The 17,550-nt window shown below is 53.5% G+C and carries 15 protein-coding genes and 1 pseudogene; 7 read left to right on the forward strand and 9 right to left on the reverse strand.

Translation table 11 applies throughout. The features are described from left to right. Positions 1 to 67: 67 nt before the first annotated feature. The 8 genes and pseudogenes from GFS31_RS01145 to thiO all read right to left on the reverse strand — a co-directional run. Entirely contained in the window at positions 68 to 418 is a 351-nt protein-coding gene (locus GFS31_RS01145) for a DUF86 domain-containing protein (RefSeq protein WP_198806494.1), read from the reverse strand. Beyond that, on the reverse strand, positions 402 to 719 hold the full coding sequence (locus tag GFS31_RS01150) for a nucleotidyltransferase family protein (RefSeq protein ID WP_198806495.1): 318 nt from the start codon (positions 717 to 719) through the stop codon (positions 402 to 404). Before GFS31_RS01150 ends, GFS31_RS01145 begins: the two co-directional genes overlap by 17 nt. A gap of 220 nt (positions 720 to 939) precedes the next feature. Beyond that, positions 940 to 1,596, reverse strand: a complete 657-nt coding sequence (locus tag GFS31_RS01155) for a hypothetical protein (protein WP_198806496.1) — start codon at positions 1,594 to 1,596, stop codon at positions 940 to 942. Positions 1,597 to 1,616: 20 nt separating this feature from the next. Then, positions 1,617 to 2,570: a hypothetical protein gene (locus tag GFS31_RS01160; protein WP_198806497.1), complete on the reverse strand. Its 954-nt coding sequence runs from the start codon at positions 2,568 to 2,570 to the stop codon at positions 1,617 to 1,619. A gap of 35 nt (positions 2,571 to 2,605) precedes the next feature. Beyond that, positions 2,606 to 3,880, reverse strand: coding sequence for a TRAFAC clade GTPase domain-containing protein (locus tag GFS31_RS01165; RefSeq protein ID WP_198806498.1), 1,275 nt, complete (start codon positions 3,878 to 3,880; stop codon positions 2,606 to 2,608). Between the two features lie 134 nt (positions 3,881 to 4,014). Then, the gene (locus GFS31_RS01170) at positions 4,015 to 6,189 is read right to left on the reverse strand and encodes a hypothetical protein (protein WP_198806499.1); all 2,175 of its coding nucleotides are present in this window, start codon (positions 6,187 to 6,189) and stop codon (positions 4,015 to 4,017) included. A gap of 269 nt (positions 6,190 to 6,458) precedes the next feature. Beyond that, complete coding sequence (locus GFS31_RS21620; protein ID WP_225907717.1) at positions 6,459 to 7,301, reverse strand: thiazole synthase; 843 nt, start codon at positions 7,299 to 7,301, stop codon at positions 6,459 to 6,461. A 159-nt stretch (positions 7,302 to 7,460) separates the two neighbouring features. Next, positions 7,461 to 8,516, reverse strand: a pseudogene (thiO, locus tag GFS31_RS21625) (glycine oxidase ThiO); the annotation flags it as partial. A 204-nt stretch (positions 8,517 to 8,720) separates the two neighbouring features. Between thiO and gshB the strand changes: the two are divergent. After that, positions 8,721 to 9,680 (forward strand): glutathione synthase, encoded by a 960-nt coding sequence (gene gshB / locus GFS31_RS01180; protein ID WP_198806501.1) that lies wholly within the window; start codon positions 8,721 to 8,723, stop codon positions 9,678 to 9,680. 133 nt (positions 9,681 to 9,813) lie between these two features. Here the strand turns inward: gshB and GFS31_RS01185 are convergent, their stop codons facing one another. Continuing rightward, a complete protein-coding gene (locus tag GFS31_RS01185; RefSeq protein WP_225907525.1) occupies positions 9,814 to 10,632 on the reverse strand; it encodes a mechanosensitive ion channel family protein in 819 nt (272 codons plus the stop codon). A 292-nt stretch (positions 10,633 to 10,924) separates the two neighbouring features. On the opposite strand from GFS31_RS01185, the gene GFS31_RS01190 reads away from it, so the two are divergent. The 6 genes from GFS31_RS01190 (at position 10,925) to GFS31_RS01215 (ending at position 17,351) form a co-directional block, all read left to right on the forward strand. Further along, positions 10,925 to 11,290, forward strand: a complete 366-nt coding sequence (locus tag GFS31_RS01190) for a hypothetical protein (RefSeq protein ID WP_198806503.1) — start codon at positions 10,925 to 10,927, stop codon at positions 11,288 to 11,290. A gap of 324 nt (positions 11,291 to 11,614) precedes the next feature. Next, entirely contained in the window at positions 11,615 to 13,045 is a 1,431-nt protein-coding gene (locus tag GFS31_RS01195; RefSeq protein ID WP_263974876.1) for an LCP family protein, read from the forward strand. 122 nt (positions 13,046 to 13,167) lie between these two features. Next, the gene (locus GFS31_RS01200) at positions 13,168 to 13,377 is read left to right on the forward strand and encodes a hypothetical protein (RefSeq protein WP_198806504.1); all 210 of its coding nucleotides are present in this window, start codon (positions 13,168 to 13,170) and stop codon (positions 13,375 to 13,377) included. A gap of 297 nt (positions 13,378 to 13,674) precedes the next feature. Further along, complete coding sequence (locus tag GFS31_RS01205; RefSeq protein ID WP_198806505.1) at positions 13,675 to 14,712, forward strand: amino acid ABC transporter substrate-binding protein; 1,038 nt, start codon at positions 13,675 to 13,677, stop codon at positions 14,710 to 14,712. Positions 14,713 to 14,932: 220 nt separating this feature from the next. Then, positions 14,933 to 16,117, forward strand: a complete 1,185-nt coding sequence (locus GFS31_RS01210; protein WP_198806506.1) for an amino acid ABC transporter permease — start codon at positions 14,933 to 14,935, stop codon at positions 16,115 to 16,117. Positions 16,118 to 16,130: 13 nt separating this feature from the next. Further along, positions 16,131 to 17,351: an amino acid ABC transporter permease gene (locus GFS31_RS01215; protein WP_198806507.1), complete on the forward strand. Its 1,221-nt coding sequence runs from the start codon at positions 16,131 to 16,133 to the stop codon at positions 17,349 to 17,351. Positions 17,352 to 17,550 lie beyond the last annotated feature (199 nt).

A 17,550-nucleotide genomic window follows, 5' to 3' on the forward strand; every position in this document is an offset into this window, starting at 1 on the left:
CTACTATAGGTTAGACATACCAGAGATTTTGCTATACCGTCACCGAATGGATAAAGGCTGTATCTATTTAGTTGGGTTGCTCACCTGGAAGCATTGGTGTCAATTCACTTAGTAAACCTGGAATGTCAACCTCTGCGGTCTTCCAGACCTCATCCAGATCAATATCATCATAGCGATGAATTAATTTATCCCGCATTCCAGCGATGAGCGACCAGGGAATATTGGGGTTCTGCATCCTTAGTTCTGAGGAAAGGCGTTTGACGGCCTCCCCAATAATCAATAACTGAAAAACGATGGCGGACTGAGTTCTGTCGTCCTCAAGAAAAGCTTCTTTATCCATGCCATACTTGTATCTCAAAATCTTTTGAGAAGCGTGAAAAATATCTAAAAGAGTGGCATGGTCACGATTGCTGAGCATAAATCTTCTGGGCGGTAGAAAGAATTTCCTGGCGACGAATCCAATTTTGGCTGCGTTCAATAGCTCGTTTGCTAATTAAGTCAACTTTTCTTCCTAAAATAGATTCAAGTTCTTGCTGAATTTCAATATGTTCTAATAAACCCCAGTCAGAGGTTGGTGAAAAGGTCACAAGAAGATCAATGTCGCTGTTGGGGTGGAAGTCATCGCGTAGGACAGAGCCAAAGGCAGAAAGTTCAGTGATCTGCCAGCGCTGACAAAGCTCGTGAATGGATTTTTGTGGGAGGGAAATTTTAAGTGCCATGGGGATTGACCTAACTGGATTTTTGGCAAATTTTCGTTTATGGTTCCGGCTTGGCGATATTGCTTGGGCGATTTCTGAGAGGATAGATTCTCTATATATTTAGTGGCTAGGTTATCGAGTAAGTCGATGGTGATTTGCATATCTCCAAGCTCCGCATCTAAATACGTAGTGTCTTAGACGATTCTAGGGAATGCTACATCATATTGTCAGTTCTATATTTCTAAATTTGGATATCATATCGTTCGACAAGGCTTTCTATATCTTTCTTGATATCCTCTATAATCTGTAGCAAATAAATAGAGTCTGATTCTTTTATTTTAGAAGGCTTTGAAGCGAGAAAAAGAGTTATCGAGAGAATCTGATTTCGTCTTGGCGGAGTTAGTTCTCTTAAAGCTTTATCAGTCGCGGAATCTAACATAGGAGGAGAAGAACTTACAAATGTGTCTTCCCACCACTCTTGAATTCCGGTTTTCACTTTTTCTGGATTTATTGTGAATCTAAGGCCAGAAAAAGTAATATCAATGCTGCGATCTTTTGATGGAATCTCTCGATCTATAGGAATAGCCTTTAGATCGACACATAAATTAACCAGAAATTTTAATCCTTCATCTGCCTTAGCAATGCTTCTTCGCTGCTCTTCAGGAGAAGTAACAGTATCTATATGATTCAGCAAAATACACAAATCTCTAATTTGTTGCACATTCTCATTTGATACATCCTGCATTTTTATTTTTAATCGTGCAAGTTTCTTGTCGGTTGAAAGTGAAAGTACATCCTTTTCAAGTTCCGACATTTCATTTCTGGCTGCTCTGGTATGACTGGCTAAATCATTAGTTTTAGAGCTTATCGCACAGGAAGGATTTGATTCTTGATTCAAATCATGCTTGAGTTGATTGTTTACTCGTTTTGCATCATGGTCGGCACTGACTGGGAGTCCGACTGACTTTGTAGGATATTGAAGACCTGCGTTCTGGCTGCCCAAAGTATCATCAGGAGTATTATTAATGAAATGATCAGGAGTAGGGCTACTACGCCGCGCTTGGGTGGATGACTCGAAGTCTTTTTTTTTGGCTCAGATCTCCCTGCCGAACCATCAATGGCTTCAGAGAAAGAATCTTCTTTTACTTTTTGCTCAATTACTTCTGGTTTTGCTGTTAGGCTAGCTACATTGCCTCTGTGGTTAAGCCATCTTTCACTTTCAGTTTGCTTGATTTCTGAAATAACGACAGCAGTTTCCATGCCATCAAATGAGCCTTTCCGCAATTGAGTTGCTATTTGAACAACCTCTTTATCGGTTTTGAACTTGTTACACTCTAGATAGTTTTGGTTAGGATGACTGCTGTCTTCTAACTCAAGGTTTTCTGTATGGTTTTCGGGATCTTCATAAATTTTATTGAGGTCATCAGCTTTAACCTTGTAATCATTCAGTCCATCAAACTCGATGGATGAGCTAATCGTTGTTCTAAACTTGCTTTCTAGATCCCAAAGACCTAATAAAGCACAATAGGCTAATTTTCTCAGCCTCTCCTCGGTTTCCTTGTTGTCATCTCCAACCCAAAGCACCACCTCAGAGATACGTCGGCCCAGTTTTTCCGAGCGATCTGGTGTTGCATCTATGCCTGTTACTTCTAGAAATACCTTGCCGTTATATTTAGCCAAAATTAAACAAGGATTCTTATCAGAAATAGCTGAGTTAACACTGATTTTAGAATCGCCATCTGGCACAACTTGTTCCATCAGGATCTCAGGATCTTCTTTAAGCTGTTCTGGCTTGCTAACATTTCGCCAGTGAATACCCACTGACCCTAGGGGAGAACTTCTAACATAAATCTCAATCTGATCTGGCATCATTTTAGTGTCCTGGGTAGAGATGGTATGGGGTTTAGTTAGTAGCTTCTAGGGCCTGGTAGCCATTTAGATCGACCTTGGAGGATTGCAAAGCCATGATCCTGTTTACAGCCAATAGCAAATTTCAAAATAGCATCATTAAATGCCTGAATTTGTTCTTCTGTGGCATTCACTTGGCCAACCACAGTTGACTTCTCCTCCTCAATCATGCTGAGGACACCTTCTTGTACACTCACTTCGTCTTGGGCTTCATCATGAGGCGTTTCAACATCATCAAAGAAGTTAGCTATGAATTTAATTGGTGCCCATCTCTGCTGACGATCTTTCAGTCGTTTCTCCGCTAGGTATAGCCTCTCTTTAGCCTTTTCCAGTTCTTTTGCTCTTTCTCCTGATTCATGTTCAAGGCGATCTAACTCTAGTTTCGCTTTTTCTAGTTCTAGTTTGCGCCCCTCGTTGAAAACATTTAAAAGGAAACGAAATACATAGCGCAAGGGCTGATCTGCATCCTTAGGTTTGTAGGGAGCATCCAGAGGAGTTTTATAATAAATGAACTTAGTAAAACCAACTTCATCTTTCTCGGCATGGGAAAATGCAATATGGCCAATGGTTTGAATTGGCGTTATGACGACAGCGATTTTCTCATATCGCTCATCTTCTTTGAAGAAGTCAATCAAGTCGCGATAGCCCAGTCTTACGTGATCGAGTAAATCCTGAGCGTCCTTATCATTTTTGACATAGGCTTCGCACTTGATTGGTGCAAAGATAACTAATCTAGGTCGAGATAGTTTTATGTAAGACTCTTTGAATAGTCTTGTAATATGTTCGGGATCATTTTTCTCATTATGCCAATTTCCTATTTCAGATGGATTGACTTTGCCAGTTTTTTTCTCCATTAACGCGGTCGCATCAACGGGGATAATCACAGCATCACATTGATTAAGTTGGCCTCTAACGTAATCTTTATATTTATTATCAACTGCACGATTAAAATACTCTCCCGCAGGATCGGTAAAGCGCACACGCATAAACTTCTTGCCAAGACTGCCAATCTCAAATACTAAGCCTTTATCTTCCCATGGATTAAGCTTTGGTGGAGTTGGGTCTACATATTTTTGAAGGCGGTAGTCAATGTTCTTAAGCACTTTTTTGCAGTCTTCAATTGTATCCAGAGTTTGTGTATCTGTAGTCCATGTATTGAGGCCAGCATTCCAGAAAGTTGTCTCAAACTCCTCATGCATAGCAGCTAGAAAACTGGTTTTTCCCACACCTCGAGGGCCAATTACGATGATGTTTAGTTCTTGTAGTTCATTCATAATGTGACTCTGGAAAAACGCTAATGTTGGCGAACGAGGGCGAGGCTAGAAAGAGCTTCAAAAGAGAAATTCGATGTGGCTAAGCAAGAAGTGGTCTGTTTATAGCTTGTATCTCACTAAAAGGAATCTGATCGTCAGAACTCCTGCCAGTTTAGAAAAACAATAGTGTCTTTGCGGTTTGCTCCTTCTAGCCGACTCACACAGGTTAACCAGTTCTGTTGTCGAGTATTTTCTTGTTCTAACCGCCCCATTTCCTCTGGCCAGATTTTGGTTTGCACTCGGCGCAAAAATTTCTTCCAGTCCTTCTGAGCATCCTTGTGATAGATAATGTTGTCAATAAACTTTTCGATGCGAGCATAAGCAGCAATGTTGGGTTGATAAACTAATTCCTCTAGTGCAGCTTTGATACGTGCAGCGGTGCGATTGTAGTCAACCTGAAGAGCTGTATAAATTAGCTCAGCCGTTGTACCAGGGCCAACCTTGAGAGTGACATCAGCATCCTCATCTCCCTCCAACTGAATATTACTCAGCCGAATAAGGTGTTGATAGATTTGGGGTTCAATCAGACCATTATAGGAAAGCTCAAAATCATCAACAATGGCTAAGCCAAGCTGCAAGCGTTGTAGATTGGGATGATCTCTTTCAATCATCACCCTAAGTTCTCGAATAAAGTCGCTTCCGCCTGTTGATCTGGTCAAGGCATCTAGACCACCCACTGTGGTCAGTACATCCGCAACATCTTCCTTCAGCGCTTCCGTAGTTGCTTGAAGTCCCTCATCTAATGCACTGAAGTGATCGGACAGCAGCGTCCTCAACTGGTCACGGTAGTCCCCGTAGGCTTTCATGGGATTGCTGGCCTTAATCTGCTCCTGAATCTCTGCCTCTGGATCCGCCACAGAAAGAATCCCAGCCTCTTCCTTACAAGTAGCGTAAACGTCATCAATACCGTCTTGCAAGCCATCGGCGGGCTGCTTCGCCTGTTTGGCAAACTCAAGGCGTAGCTTTTGAAATGCAATAGTTATTTCCTTCCACCAGCCATCGCGATCTGTGCCAAATAAATCCTCAAAGGTATCAGCAATGGCACGAACCGGATCGCCATCTATACACCAAAATACTTTTTGTGCTGCCTGAACAATTTCATTAATATTTGACTGAATTGCCGTCAGTCGATCTTGGCACTGTCGGGCATATTCTTCATCAATATTCAGGATATTATCGGCTAGATAGTTCAGTACCTCATCAAACACCTGGTTAGCATCCTCAGGATTGGCGCAATCAGCGATTTGGCAGCTTACTACCTTCATCTTCAGGGTTTCTTTTAGCGCTTTACAAGCTTTTAGGTTGTTAGTTCTGCGGCTGTGGTTAATCACCATAAATGCCCGCCCAGAGAGATTGTTCAAGGCTTGAGCAGCGGTATCGTATAGGTCAGTATCGATCTTGCGCCACTGATAACGCTGGGGATCGGGCCTGGTGAGAAATATCACTACATCTACAGTTTTGCCGAGGGTTTCCAGCATGACGGTCTCATCGCCAAGCTTGGAGTCCCCCAATCCCGGAATATCCACCAGGGCCACCTTGCCCACATCGGTGTTGCCAAAGGGGCAGAAAATTTTCACCTCTCGCACCGCCAAATGCTTGAAGGACTCTAGATCCCCGTGGGCGTTGCGCTCTTGGCGAACATAGGTGGGTACCTCATCAATAGGGATAGAGCGCTCCTGCGGCTCAGCCCCAAAAGAAAGCAGGTGTCGGTAATGGGATAGGTTTTGGTGGTAGTCGTGCTTGAGGTGTTTATAGACGGCCTCATCGGTAGCTCGGGTCGGCATTTGGTCGGGCAGGGCCGCGTGTTCAAACTCATCAATGCTGTGGGGCAACGGCTCTAAATTTAGCGCCCGGTAGTAAGGATGAATTACCTCTTCCAAGAACGTTTGCTCAGAATGGAAGGCCACCTTTACCTCCACCGATCCTTCCCGATTGGTCACAAGGCTACGTACCGCTGTACAGGCTGCTCCTTCATAGGCGGGGATTTCCCGATCTGTTAGGCAGCTTAGACTTTTCAGTAGGGTGCTTTTGCCCTGGCCCATCAGCCCAACCACGCCGATGTTGAGGGTATCCCGCGCAAAACGGCTCTTTAGCTTCGACAGAACCTGCAACTCCTCCCGAATGCGACTTTGCAGATTACCAAACTCAATGGCTTCTAGGCGCTCTGTCGCTGTAGGGTCGAGGCTTGCTTTCAGCAGAGCATTCCGTAGAGACTCAAGGCTGTATAGCGCTGAGGCTCTGGCCTGAAGTTCTCGCTCGACCATCTCCATCTTGGCTGGGAGGTAGCTAGAGCGGCGTTCAATGATACTGGCAACACGGTCGGCTCTGGAAGTCATAGGAATCGAAGCGGTAAGGTGGGACGCACAAGTGACAGATTAGGGATACAGTCCTTCGGTCTGCCACATTGGCCATGCCTAGGCATATCGTAATCTCTGCCTAGAGTGCCCAGCCGGATGAGAAAACTATCGTTATGCCCTATGACAAAAAGCCCGGATCCTTCAAAGAACCGGGCGGTGGAGAAAAACGGGCTTCTAATCAGCTAGGCGTTGATGCGGCCCACCATGGGAGAGCTAGGGCTGGCGGTGGTTTGGATGGGGATGCGTCCGGCGTGGTAGGCCAGTCGTCCGGCGTGGGTGGCAAGGCCCATAGCGCGACCCATAGCCACGGGGTTTTGGGCCTTGGCGATGGCGGTGTTAATCAGCAGGGCATCGGCTCCCATTTCCATGGCCAGGGCGGCTTCGCTGGGGGTGCCAATTCCGGCATCCACCACCACGGGCACCTGGGCATTTTCGATGATGATTTGAATATTGGCGGCGTTGCGAATGCCCTGGCCCGAGCCAATCGGGGAACCGAGGGGCATCACCGTGGCGCAGCCCGCGTCCTCTAGGCGCTTGGCCAGCAGGGGGTCGGCGTTGATGTAGGGCAGCACCGCAAAGCCTTCTTTCACCAACTGTTCCGCCGCCTCTAGGGTGCCGATGGGGTCGGGCAGCAGATATTTGGCGTCGGGGATGACCTCCAGCTTGACGAAGTTGTTGTCCTCCTGGCCCAGCAGTTTGGCCATTTCTCGGCCCAGCCGCGCCACCCGAATGGCTTCCTCGGCGGTTTGGCATCCGGCAGTGTTGGGCAGCATCCAAATTTTTGACCAGTCCAGAGCTTCGGCCAACCCTTCATGGCCGGGGGCGTTGGTCTGCACCCGCCGCACCGCCACGGTGACAATCTCGCAGCCGCTGGCGGCAATGCTCTGGCGCATGGTTTCAAAGTCGTCGTACTTGCCGGATCCGGTCATCAGACGGGAGGCGAAGGAACGTCCGGCGATGACCAGGGGCGTATCGGCGGGGATAGCGGCGTTGGCGGATTCGATGGGAGTTGCGGTTAGGGTCATGGTGAGTTGGGGAAGGGAGTCGGGAGTCGGGAGTTGGGAGTCGGGAGTCGGGTAGGGGCGGGGTTCCCCCGTCCCCAAAGGATTGGGATTCGGAGATGGGGGATCGTTAAAACGCTGGTAGGAGAAGGGGGGGAGGAGGTTGGGGGTGCGTCCGGCGAGGGATTCGCAGATCAGGTGGGCGGTGATGGGGGCGAGGAGGATGCCGTTGCGGTAGTGCCCAGTGGCGAGGGTGAGGTTGGCGGCGGGGCCAGGGCCGAGCAGGGGCATTTCGTCGGGGGTGGCGGGTCGGTAGCCCCACCAGGTTTGCTCTAGGGTGCCGTCGGCTAGCCAGGGCAGCAGGGCGATGGCGTTGGCCAAGAGTTGGTTGACTCCGGCGGCGGTGTTGCCGGGGGCAAAGCCGACCTCTTGACTGGTGGCCCCAAGGACGATGCGGCCATCCTGGCGGGGCACGATGTAGATGTTTTCGCCAAACAGCACCCGTTGCAGGGGTTGCACGGTGCCCAGGGATGGGGGAACTCGCAAGCTGGCCATCTCGCCCTTTTTGGGGAAGACGGGCACGGGCAGCAGGTCGTAGCTCCAGGCTCCGGCGGCGAGGACAATGTGATCGGCCTGGAAGTCGCCTGCCTGGGCGGTGCAGACACGCTCGATGCGGCCTTGGGATTGGCGTAGAGCCGTAGCCCCAACGCCTTCGTGAATGGTGACACCCAGATCTATCACCGCAGAACGCAGCGCCTTCACCAGGGCTTGATTATTCACCTGGCCATCTTCGGGATACCAAAAGGCTCCCTTCACCCCAGCGCCTAACCCCGGTTGGTAGTGGGCGAGGGCTTCGGCGGTGAGCCATTGCCCCTGTCCTGGGGGTGTTGTCTGGGATAAGTCCTGCCCCGACGGCTGACCCGCTAAGTCAGGCACCTGGAACCGAGGAGCCAAAATGCCGCTGGGCCAATAGCCAACGGATTGCCCGGTGAGAGCTTCAATTTTGCCCACCCAGTCGGGGTAGCGTTCCAAACTGGCCAAACATAGATCCAGCAGGGGGCCAGGGGGAATGCCCTCGGCATGGGGGGCCAACATTCCGGCGGCGGCGTGGCTGGCGGCGGCGGCAAAATCGCGGCTGAGGACGGCCACCGTCGCCCCCTGCTGACGCAGTTCTAGGGCAATGGCCAACCCCATCATGCCCCCGCCCACCACGAGGATGTCCTGTCCCGCCTGTGTCATGTCTGGTTGCCTGGTTCTGTTGATAACGGTTTACGGCCTAATCATTCATCCTAAAGCCTGGGGATGACCTCCGGCGGGTCGGTTGAGGAGACCTCGCTCCTACGGTTTGATAGCGCACGTCTGACCTTGGAACATTTGTCCCTGTGACATTTTAAGGCATAGGATCTGGAGAAGCAGAAACTTGATCCCGAAGGAACCGACCCTGTGAACATCGCTTTTATTATCGACCCCATCGAACGCCTCGACCCCGGCCACGACACCAGCATTGCCCTGATGGAAGCGGCCCAGGACAAGGGGCACCAGGTTTGGATCACCGAAGCGCCCTTCCTGAGTGTGGTGGGTGGCAAGGCCTACGGGCTGTTGCGACGGGTGGAACTGACCCCTGTGAGCCTGGTGGAGGGCCATTGGGTGGCAGAGGAGCAATGGTACGAAGTGGACGAGGTGGAGCTGCGCCCCCTGGAGGAGATGGACGTGGTGTTCATGCGGACGGATCCGCCTGTGACGGTGCCCTACCTCTACGCCACCTACATTTTGGACTACATCGACCCGGCCAAAACCCGCGTCATCAACTCGCCCAAGGGTATCCGCGCCGCTAACGAAAAGATGTATGCCCTGCAATTTGCCGAGGCCATCCCCGAAACCATCGTCAGCCAAAACAAGGCGGTGATTCGCGAAACCGTGGAGCGCTGGGGATCGGCGGTGCTGAAACCCCTGGGGGGCAAGGCGGGGGAAGGCATCCTATTTCTGCAAGCGGGGGATCGCAACCTCAACTCCATGGTGGAAATCAGCACCCGCCAAGGCCAAGAACCCGTGATGATTCAAACCTACCTACCTGCCGCTAAAGATGGCGACAAGCGGATCATTCTGCTGAATGGCGAACCCATCGGGGCGGTGAATCGCATCCCCACGGGCAGCGAATTTCGCGGCAACATGGCCGTCGGCGGTCGGGTCGCCCAGGTGGATATCACCGACCGCGAGCGGGACATCTGCCGCCAACTGGCCCCCACCCTGCAACGGGATGGCCTCTACTTCGTCGGCATCGACATCATCGGCGGCTACCTGACGGAGGTCAACGTCACCAGCCCCACCGGAATCCGCGAAATCGACCGCCTCAACGATGTACGTTTGGGTCATCAGGTGATGGACTGGCTGGCCCAGGCATAACGCCGTCAGCGGGAGGACAGAGGGCTCATCGTCCTCCCTGCTGTCCCTGATCCGCCATGGCATCGGCCATGACGGGTCTAGGCTTGGCCTAGGCGGTGCCAGCCCTATCGCGACAACGCTGCCCTGGGTGGGCCTAATTGCGCTGGAACATATGAACGTCCTGCTGGGGGAAGGGAATAGTGATACCTTCCCGATCCAATCGGGTTTTGATCAGTTCGGGTAAGGCGAATCGCACGTCCCGAAAATTGCGGGTTTCAGCCCAGGCCCAAACCTGTAGATCTACGCTGCTGTCAGCCAAGTTGGCGACGTTGACCTCTGGGGCCGGGTCTTGCAAAATGCGGGGATCTTTGGAAAGCTCATCCAGGATGACCAGGCGAGCTTTTTCGATGCTGTCACCGTAGCTGATGCCGACAATGGCTTCGGCTCGGCGGTTAGGCTTGTTGGTGAAATTGGTGATATTGTCGCCACTGAGTTTGGAGTTGGGCACAATCACCGTCGCGTTGTCGGGGGTGACAATGGTGGTGGTAAAGAGCTGGATTTCCTCAACGCTGCCAAAAACCCCTGCGCCCTCAATCACATCGCCCACGCTGAAGGGGCGAAAAATAATCATCAGCACCCCAGCGGCAAAGTTGGATAGGGATCCCTGGAGGGCCAGACCAATGGCCAAGCCTGCGGCCCCCAGTACCGCCACCAAGGACGCTGTTTGTACTCCGAGGCGATTCAGGGTTGCAATGACCACAAAGGCGAGGGCGGCATAGTAGACCAAACTGGCGGTGAAATTTACCAGGGTTGGATCAACGCCCTGACGGGTCATCACTTTTTTGGTGGTGCGCCCAATGATCTTAGCAACCCACTGACCAATGGCAAAAATAGCCAGGGCGGCCAGGATATTGAGGCCAAAGGTTGTGATGATTTCTTGGGCTGTGGTCAGCCACTGAGTCCAATTCTCCACGGGGCATAGTCTCCTTATATAACCAGCAATCCATGGCCAGCGATGCACCGAGCATCCCCAGCCATGATGGGATTCAGTCATTGGTCACGGGTGCAACCCACCGCCCAGGTCAACCGGGCTCAGAGTTCGATAGACTGACACCAAGGGTGGCAGCGGGCTATCTACCCTACGACCCACCGTGACACTCCGAATCGGGGCATCATTGGGTGATTTTAGACACTTTTATGACTAAAACTGGCCACACCGTATCACAAACCCTCCATGCTATGCCCTGTCCTGGGGCCTTATCCCCATGAAACCCACCGACGATCTAAGTGACGGGACTACCCTAGAACGCTTGAAGCTGATGATTTACCTGGTGCCTATTTTTGGGGTGGTGCCAGCAACCTACAGCCTGTGGCAGCGGCAGGGCAGCCGCCAGGAACAATCGGTCAGTCGCCTGGTGATTACCCTTGCCCTCACCTGGGTGATGGTGTATGCCCTGCTGAGTACGGGCAGCCACCTAGCCCCAGGGCTGTCGCTGCGGTTTTTGATTAGCAACACCCTCGTCACGACGGGCTATACCCTGACCAATCTGGCGCTGATGCTGCGGCTCTTGCAGGGCAAATCGGTGAAGCTGCCCGGTTTTAGTCGCCTGAGTCAGCGGTTGCCCCGCTAGGTTGAGGGGGCTGGGGCCAGGGGCAAGGCCAGCCCTGGAAGGGATTGCCCCCGTGAAAAATGCATCAATTTCGTGAATTGCCTGCGCCACTTTTGATCATTTGCCCCATAATGACCTCGATAAACCCTGCCGCTGGGGTGATACCGACCCAGTTCTTGGGGGTTTGGGTGCGTTGAGGCCACTGGGGGAGTCCGATCCCGCCGCCATCACCGCTCCTTTCACCGCCCAAATAGCCCTTGACGTAGCCTGTCTCGCTATGTTGGGGATGATCCGCCGCCTCGGTGGCGTCTTCGTTGCCCTACTTTCTACCGGATGAGGTAGCCTGTGTCTTCCCGCAAAACCCGCCCCTCTGCCATGCGTCCCCAGCCCCAGCATCCCCAGCCACCCACCTCCTGGTCGCGGGCTGGAGCCAAACGTAAACCCTCCCGCTGGCGCTTACCTAGGGTGATCGGCATCAGTGTCGCCTTGGCGGGGGTGGCAAGCGTGTCGGCCATGGCGGGGGCCTTGCTGGCGGTATCGCTGTCCTCCACACCCTTGCTCCATCAACAACTCACCGCCGATGACGCCAATGTCTTCAATAACGATGATCCCATCTCGTCTGGCGGTAATTTGCGGTTGCCTCGGCTCACGCGCCCTGTCAACATCTTGGTCTTAGGTATTAAGGTGCTAACCAGCGATGTGGATGAGGTGCCCCCAGAACTGCGAAATCTGGGCTACCACGCCCTGGTCAACTCCTTTGAGGGGCTGTCAGATTCGATGCTGCTGCTGCGCTTTAACCCGCAAACCGGGCAGTTGGTGGTGCTGTCGCTGCCGCGAGACACCCGTACCTATGTGCGGGGGCGGCTGACCAAATTAAACGAAGCCAATGCCCACGGTGGCCCTGCCCTGGCGGCGGAGTCCGTCAGCGATCTGCTGGGGGGCGTGGCCATTGACCGCTACGTCCGCATCAACGTGCAGGGGGTGGAGAAGCTGATCGATGCCCTGGGCGGCGTGACGGTGACGGTGCCCCAAGATATGCGCTACCAGGACGACAGCCAGCACCTCTATATCAACCTCAAGGCGGGCGAACAGCACCTCGATGGCAACAAAGCTCTCCAGTTCCTGCGCTTTCGCTACGATGCCCACGGCGACATTGGCCGCATCCAGCGTCAGCAAATGTTCATGCGCTCCCTGGCAGAGCAGACCATCAACCCCGCCACCATTGCCCGTCTGCCCAAGATTTTGTCGGTGGTGCAGTCTAACGTAGATACCAACCTCTCGGTTGAGGAACTGCTGGCCCTGCTGGGCTATGCCTCCCAAGTCAACCGATCCAACGTGCAAATGCTGATGCTGCCCGGAAACTTCAGTAACCCCAACGAATATTCCCTCAGCTACTGGTTGCCCAGCTATGGCGACATCGACACCATGGTGGATCAGTACTTTGGCTTTGGCACCCAAACCGTGGCCACCACCCGCGACCCCAGCCGCGTCCGCATTGCCATCCAAGACAGCACCAACAGTTCTGTAGCGGTGCAGGCCCTGACCAAAACCCTGCGAGACAGCGGCTACTCCAACATCAGCGTCGCCCGTTCCCTCCAAGAACCCCTGCCCATTAGCCGCATCGTGGCCCAGCGCGGCGATATGGCCACCGCCGAAATGGTGCAGCGCTTCCTCGGCATTGGTGAAGCTCGCGTAGAAAGTACAGGCGTCCTAAATTCAGATATCACCATCCAACTGGGCCAAGACTGGAGCCAAGGTCTCGGCGAAGCCCTCTAGCCCTGAAGAGAACCGCCTTGATTATGAAGACATGGGCAGAATCGTGAACAATCACATCATTCGCTAGCCAAGACTCGGGCCGTCACTTAGGATTAAATCTAAAGAAATGCTTAAGGGTTGCCATGAATCCCTATCTTCTGCGCCACTTGTGGTCTCTCGTAGACCGCGCCCAGAGCAGTTACCTCCTCGACTTGGACGATAACGGCCTCGTTCGCTGGCTGATGGATGAATTCATCGTGCAGCAGCCCATCAACCAAGCCGAAACCGATCAACTCCACCACTACATTCGGGCCAAAATCCCCCTCATTCGTGACTTAGCCCAAAGCCGTTAGCCCCACGGTTTCACAGGATGGAGAGCAGGCGCGACCATCGCCCCATTCGATTGCGCCCGCACCCCCACGCCACCGACCGCCTCAGCCATCGATAATCCTCAATTCACTCCCTAGAGAAACTTCTAGCTATGCCATCGCCCCGGGGGCTAGAAATCGATCTAGACGGGGGAAGTGCCTCGTGTATAGTGTTCTGCAATACAAAAGCAAAACCTAAACCATTGGAATGTTAAGCAGGCTTCTTGTTTCTATGGTTTACGTTAGACTTTGTAACGTTTCTTTGTGAGTGAGGTAGTGATAATGCGTAAGTGGGGCATTTTGGCGGCCACCCTAGGTTTGGCCCTAGCGGCCTGTGGTGGAGACACCACCACGGGAGGGTCTGCCGCTGGTAGCCGTCTCGATCTCGTCAAGGATCGTGGCCAACTGATCTGCGGTGTCGATGGCGGCATTCCGGGCTTTAGCTTTGTGGATGAAACCGGAGCGTTTTCCGGGCTGGATGTGGACGTGTGTAAGGCTGTGGCAGCGGCGGTGCTGGGCGACGCCGAAGCCGTGGAGTATCGCCGTCTAGACTCCACCGAGCGCTTCACGGCCCTCGCCGGGGGGGAGGTGGATATGCTCTCTCGCAACACGACCTGGACGATTAGCCGCGATACCAGCGTGGGCCTAGAGTTTGCCCCCACCACCTTTTACGATGGCCAGGGTATGCTGGTGCGCGCCAACAGCGGCATTGAAACCCTCGAAGACTTCCAGGGCAGAGCCGTCTGTGTGGAAACGGGCACCACCACTGAGCTCAACCTGACCGACCAAATGCGTCAGCTGGGTGTTGATTTTGAGCCCGTGGTGTTCCAGGATGCCGATGCCGCCTACGCCGCCTACGATGAAGGCCGCTGCGAAGGCATGACCTCCGACAAGTCTCAGTTGATTGCCCGTCGCAGCACCCTGCCCAACCCCGACGAGCACGTCCTGCTGGATGTGACCATGTCGAAGGAACCCCTTGGCCCTGTAACCGTCAACAACGACTCCGCTTGGTTTGACGTTGTGAAGTGGGTCACGTTTGGGTTGATGCAGGCCGAAGAGTTTGGCATCACCTCGGCGAATATCGGTGACTTTGAAGCCTCCGATAACCCCGACATCGCCCGCTTCCTCGGCCAAGAAGGCACCCTGGGCACCGATATGGGCCTGCCCAACGACTTTATGGTGCAGGTGATCACCCAGGTCGGCAACTATGGCGAAGTCTTTGATCGCAACCTAGGGGCCGATTCTCAATTCAACCTAGAGCGCGGCCAAAACGCCCTCTGGACGGACGGCGGTCTGCTGTACTCGCCTCCGTTCCGCTAGGGAATAGCAACGGCAGGGGGGCATCCGCTCCCTAGCTTCAGGTGGGCAAGCCTGAAGACTGCCGCATGACTGAATGGGGGGCTGGAATCTGCTAAAGATTCCGGCCTTTTTTATAAAACCTTGTAACAAATTAAACTTTTCGTGACATCAACCTTAGATTATTTTGCATACAGCTTGGCCACTCCCGCTGGTGGGAAGTCCTGCTCTATAGGTGCCATAGATGAATAGTGATAGTAGCGGTGAGTCTTTCGCTCAAAAACTCAAGACTTTGCTGCGAGATGAACGATTTTGGCAAGTGGCTTTCCAGGTCATTACCCTGGGGATTGTGCTGCTGCTAGCGGCTTTCTTTGTGGGCAACTTGAATCGCAATCTAGCCCAACAAGGTCGATCCTTCGGCTTTAGTTTTTTGTTTAACCCGGCAGGTTTCAGCATCGGCGAAAGCCTAATTCGATATCGTCCCAACGATCCCTACTGGCGGGCGCTCATGGTGGGTCTTAGCAATACCCTTAGCCTGGTGGCAGCGGGTATTGTCCTCACCACGGTGCTAGGAACGGCGGCGGGGGTAGCCAGCTTCTCCAAAAACTGGCTGCTGTACAAACTCAGCCGACTGTACGTGGGGCTGGTGCGGAACGTTCCCCTTCTGCTCCAGCTCTTTTTTTGGTACTTCGCCATCTATGGCACCCTGCCCCGCCCCGAAAGCCAAATCAGCGCTCTGGGCCTAGTCTTTTTGAACAACCGGGGGGTGTATATTCCCTGGGCTGGGAGTGCCGTATTAGCCCTGCTGGGCATTGGCGTCACCATCTTTGCGGCGGTGATGGCGGTTTTTCTCTGGCAGTGGCGCACCAAGCTGCGGATTGAAACGGGCACCGGGGGCAAAAACCAGTTGATGGGTTTGATCGGCCTGGGTGTGCTGTGGCTGGCGTTTGTCATCCTTGCCCTGCAATGGACGTTCCCCAGTCCTGTGGACGGGGGCGGTGTGACGGGGGGGCTGCGGCTCACGCGGGAATACGTCGCGGCTCTGTCGGCTTTGGTGTTTTATACCTCCGCCTTTGTGGCCGAAATCGTCCGGGCAGGCATTCAGTCCGTGTCGCGGGGGCAGTGGGAAGCTGCTCGATCCCTAGGGTTTCAGTCGGGCTTGGTGATGCAGTTGGTGGTGTTTCCCCAGGCGCTGCGGGTGATTATTCCACCCATGAACAGCGAATTTATGAACCTGACCAAAAATACCAGCTTGGCCTTTGCCATTGCCTTCCCCGAAATTTATTCCGTCGCCAACACTACCTACAACCAAACCGGGCGTCCGGTAGAGGTGTTTGTGGTGCTGATGGCCACCTACTTGGTGATGTGTTTGATCATCACCCTGGGCATGAACCAGCTCAATCGGGCCGTGCAATTTAAGGAACGCTAAGGAACGCTCAGCCATGACCCCTGTGACCCCCAATTCCCTTGCTTCGGCACCGCCAGCGGTGATTGCCCTCGGCCCAGTGGCCTGGGCCAAGAAAAACCTCTTTAGCGACTGGTTCAACAGCGTGCTCACGGTGGTGATTGTCACCATCTTTGGCCTGGGGCTGTTTCGCTTGACAAACTGGGCCTTCACCACCGCCCAGTGGGAGGTGATTCCCCGCAACTTTCACCTGTTTATGGTGGGCACCTTCCCGGCCCGCTTCTACGCTCGAATTTGGGCGCTGTTTGCCCTCATCTGCGGGTTGGCCGGGTTGTCCTGGGGGGTGTTGGGGCGCAATGTCTCCACCCTGTTTAGCCGCAATGTGTTGATTGGCCTGGGGGGAGTCTGCGCCTTTATCGTGCTGTTTCCTCCCACCCGACCCAGTGCCCTCATTCTGCTGCCCCTGGTGGCTCTGGTGGCGGGGATGGCGGCGGTGGGTCGTCAAGTCAGCCGCAAGGTTCCTGGCATGGGCCAGTGGATTTCCCTGAGCTGGTTTTTGTCCTACTTTGTGGGTCTTTGGCTGATTGGCGGCGGCTTGGGCCTTACCCCCGTCTCCACCAACGACTGGGGCGGCCTGCTGCTAACCCTCTTTACGGCGGTCAGCGGCATTGCTCTCTGCTTTCCGCTGGGCCTGTTGCTGGCCCTAGGGCGGCGCAGTCATTTGCCCCTGGTGCGCTGGCTGTCCACCGCCTATATCGAATTGGTGCGGGGGGTGCCCCTGGTGGCCTTCCTATTCATGGGGCAGGTGATGATCCCGCTGTTTCTGCCCGTGGGGGCACGGCCAGACCGGGTTTTGCGGGCGATCATTGCCCTGGCCCTGTTCAGTGCGGCCTACCTGGCCGAAAACGTGCGTGCAGGCTTGCAGGCAGTGCCTCGCGGCCAGCAGGAGGCGGCCATGTCCCTGGGGCTCAATACCCCCCTAACCCTGAGTTTGATCATCCTGCCCCAGGCGTTGAAAATTGCCATCCCAGCCATTGTGGGGCAGTTTATCAGCCTGTTCCAAGACACAACGCTGCTGGCCGTGGTGGGTTTGGCCGAACTATTGGGTACCGGGAGATCGGTATTGGCTAACCCCGCCTTTCTCGGTCGGTTTGCCGAGGTTTACCTGTTCTTGGGAGTCATCTACTGGTTCTTCTGCTATGCCATGTCCTTGGGGAGCCGCAAAATTGAGGAAAAGCTCAATACCGATCACCGTTAGCTGATCACCGTTAGCCGATCAAAAGTACACCCCTAGGGGCATGACATCGTGTAACAGTTAACAGTTTGCCGTCCCGAAACCTTTTACGGTTAAGGCAAAATAGGCAATACCTGGGCTAAGGTTGGGGCTGCTAAGCCCGTGGAATGTCTAGGCCACATCAAATTTTGAATCTACTCAACAGGTTTGATCAACGCCGTTC

Origin of the sequence: Leptolyngbya sp. BL0902, from assembly GCF_016403105.1 — a bacterium.
Lineage (GTDB): Bacteria > Cyanobacteriota > Cyanobacteriia > Phormidesmidales > Phormidesmidaceae > Nodosilinea.

What these genes read in the sequence shown, in the direction of transcription:
- GFS31_RS01145 (WP_198806494.1), bottom strand. Translation starts at nt 418, where the DNA reads ATGCTCAGCAATCGTGACCATGCCACTCTTTTAGATATTTTTCACGCT.
- GFS31_RS01150 (WP_198806495.1), bottom strand. Translation starts at nt 719, where the DNA reads ATGGCACTTAAAATTTCCCTCCCACAAAAATCCATTCACGAGCTTTGT.
- GFS31_RS01160 (WP_198806497.1), bottom strand. Translation starts at nt 2,570, where the DNA reads ATGATGCCAGATCAGATTGAGATTTATGTTAGAAGTTCTCCCCTAGGG.
- GFS31_RS01165 (WP_198806498.1), bottom strand. Translation starts at nt 3,880, where the DNA reads ATGAATGAACTACAAGAACTAAACATCATCGTAATTGGCCCTCGAGGT.
- GFS31_RS01170 (WP_198806499.1), bottom strand. Translation starts at nt 6,189, where the DNA reads ATGGAGATGGTCGAGCGAGAACTTCAGGCCAGAGCCTCAGCGCTATAC.
- GFS31_RS21620 (WP_225907717.1), bottom strand. Translation starts at nt 7,301, where the DNA reads ATGACCCTAACCGCAACTCCCATCGAATCCGCCAACGCCGCTATCCCC.
- GFS31_RS01190 (WP_198806503.1), top strand. Translation starts at nt 10,925, where the DNA reads ATGAAACCCACCGACGATCTAAGTGACGGGACTACCCTAGAACGCTTG.
- GFS31_RS01200 (WP_198806504.1), top strand. Translation starts at nt 13,168, where the DNA reads ATGAATCCCTATCTTCTGCGCCACTTGTGGTCTCTCGTAGACCGCGCC.
- GFS31_RS01205 (WP_198806505.1), top strand. Translation starts at nt 13,675, where the DNA reads ATGCGTAAGTGGGGCATTTTGGCGGCCACCCTAGGTTTGGCCCTAGCG.
- GFS31_RS01210 (WP_198806506.1), top strand. Translation starts at nt 14,933, where the DNA reads ATGAATAGTGATAGTAGCGGTGAGTCTTTCGCTCAAAAACTCAAGACT.
- GFS31_RS01215 (WP_198806507.1), top strand. Translation starts at nt 16,131, where the DNA reads ATGACCCCTGTGACCCCCAATTCCCTTGCTTCGGCACCGCCAGCGGTG.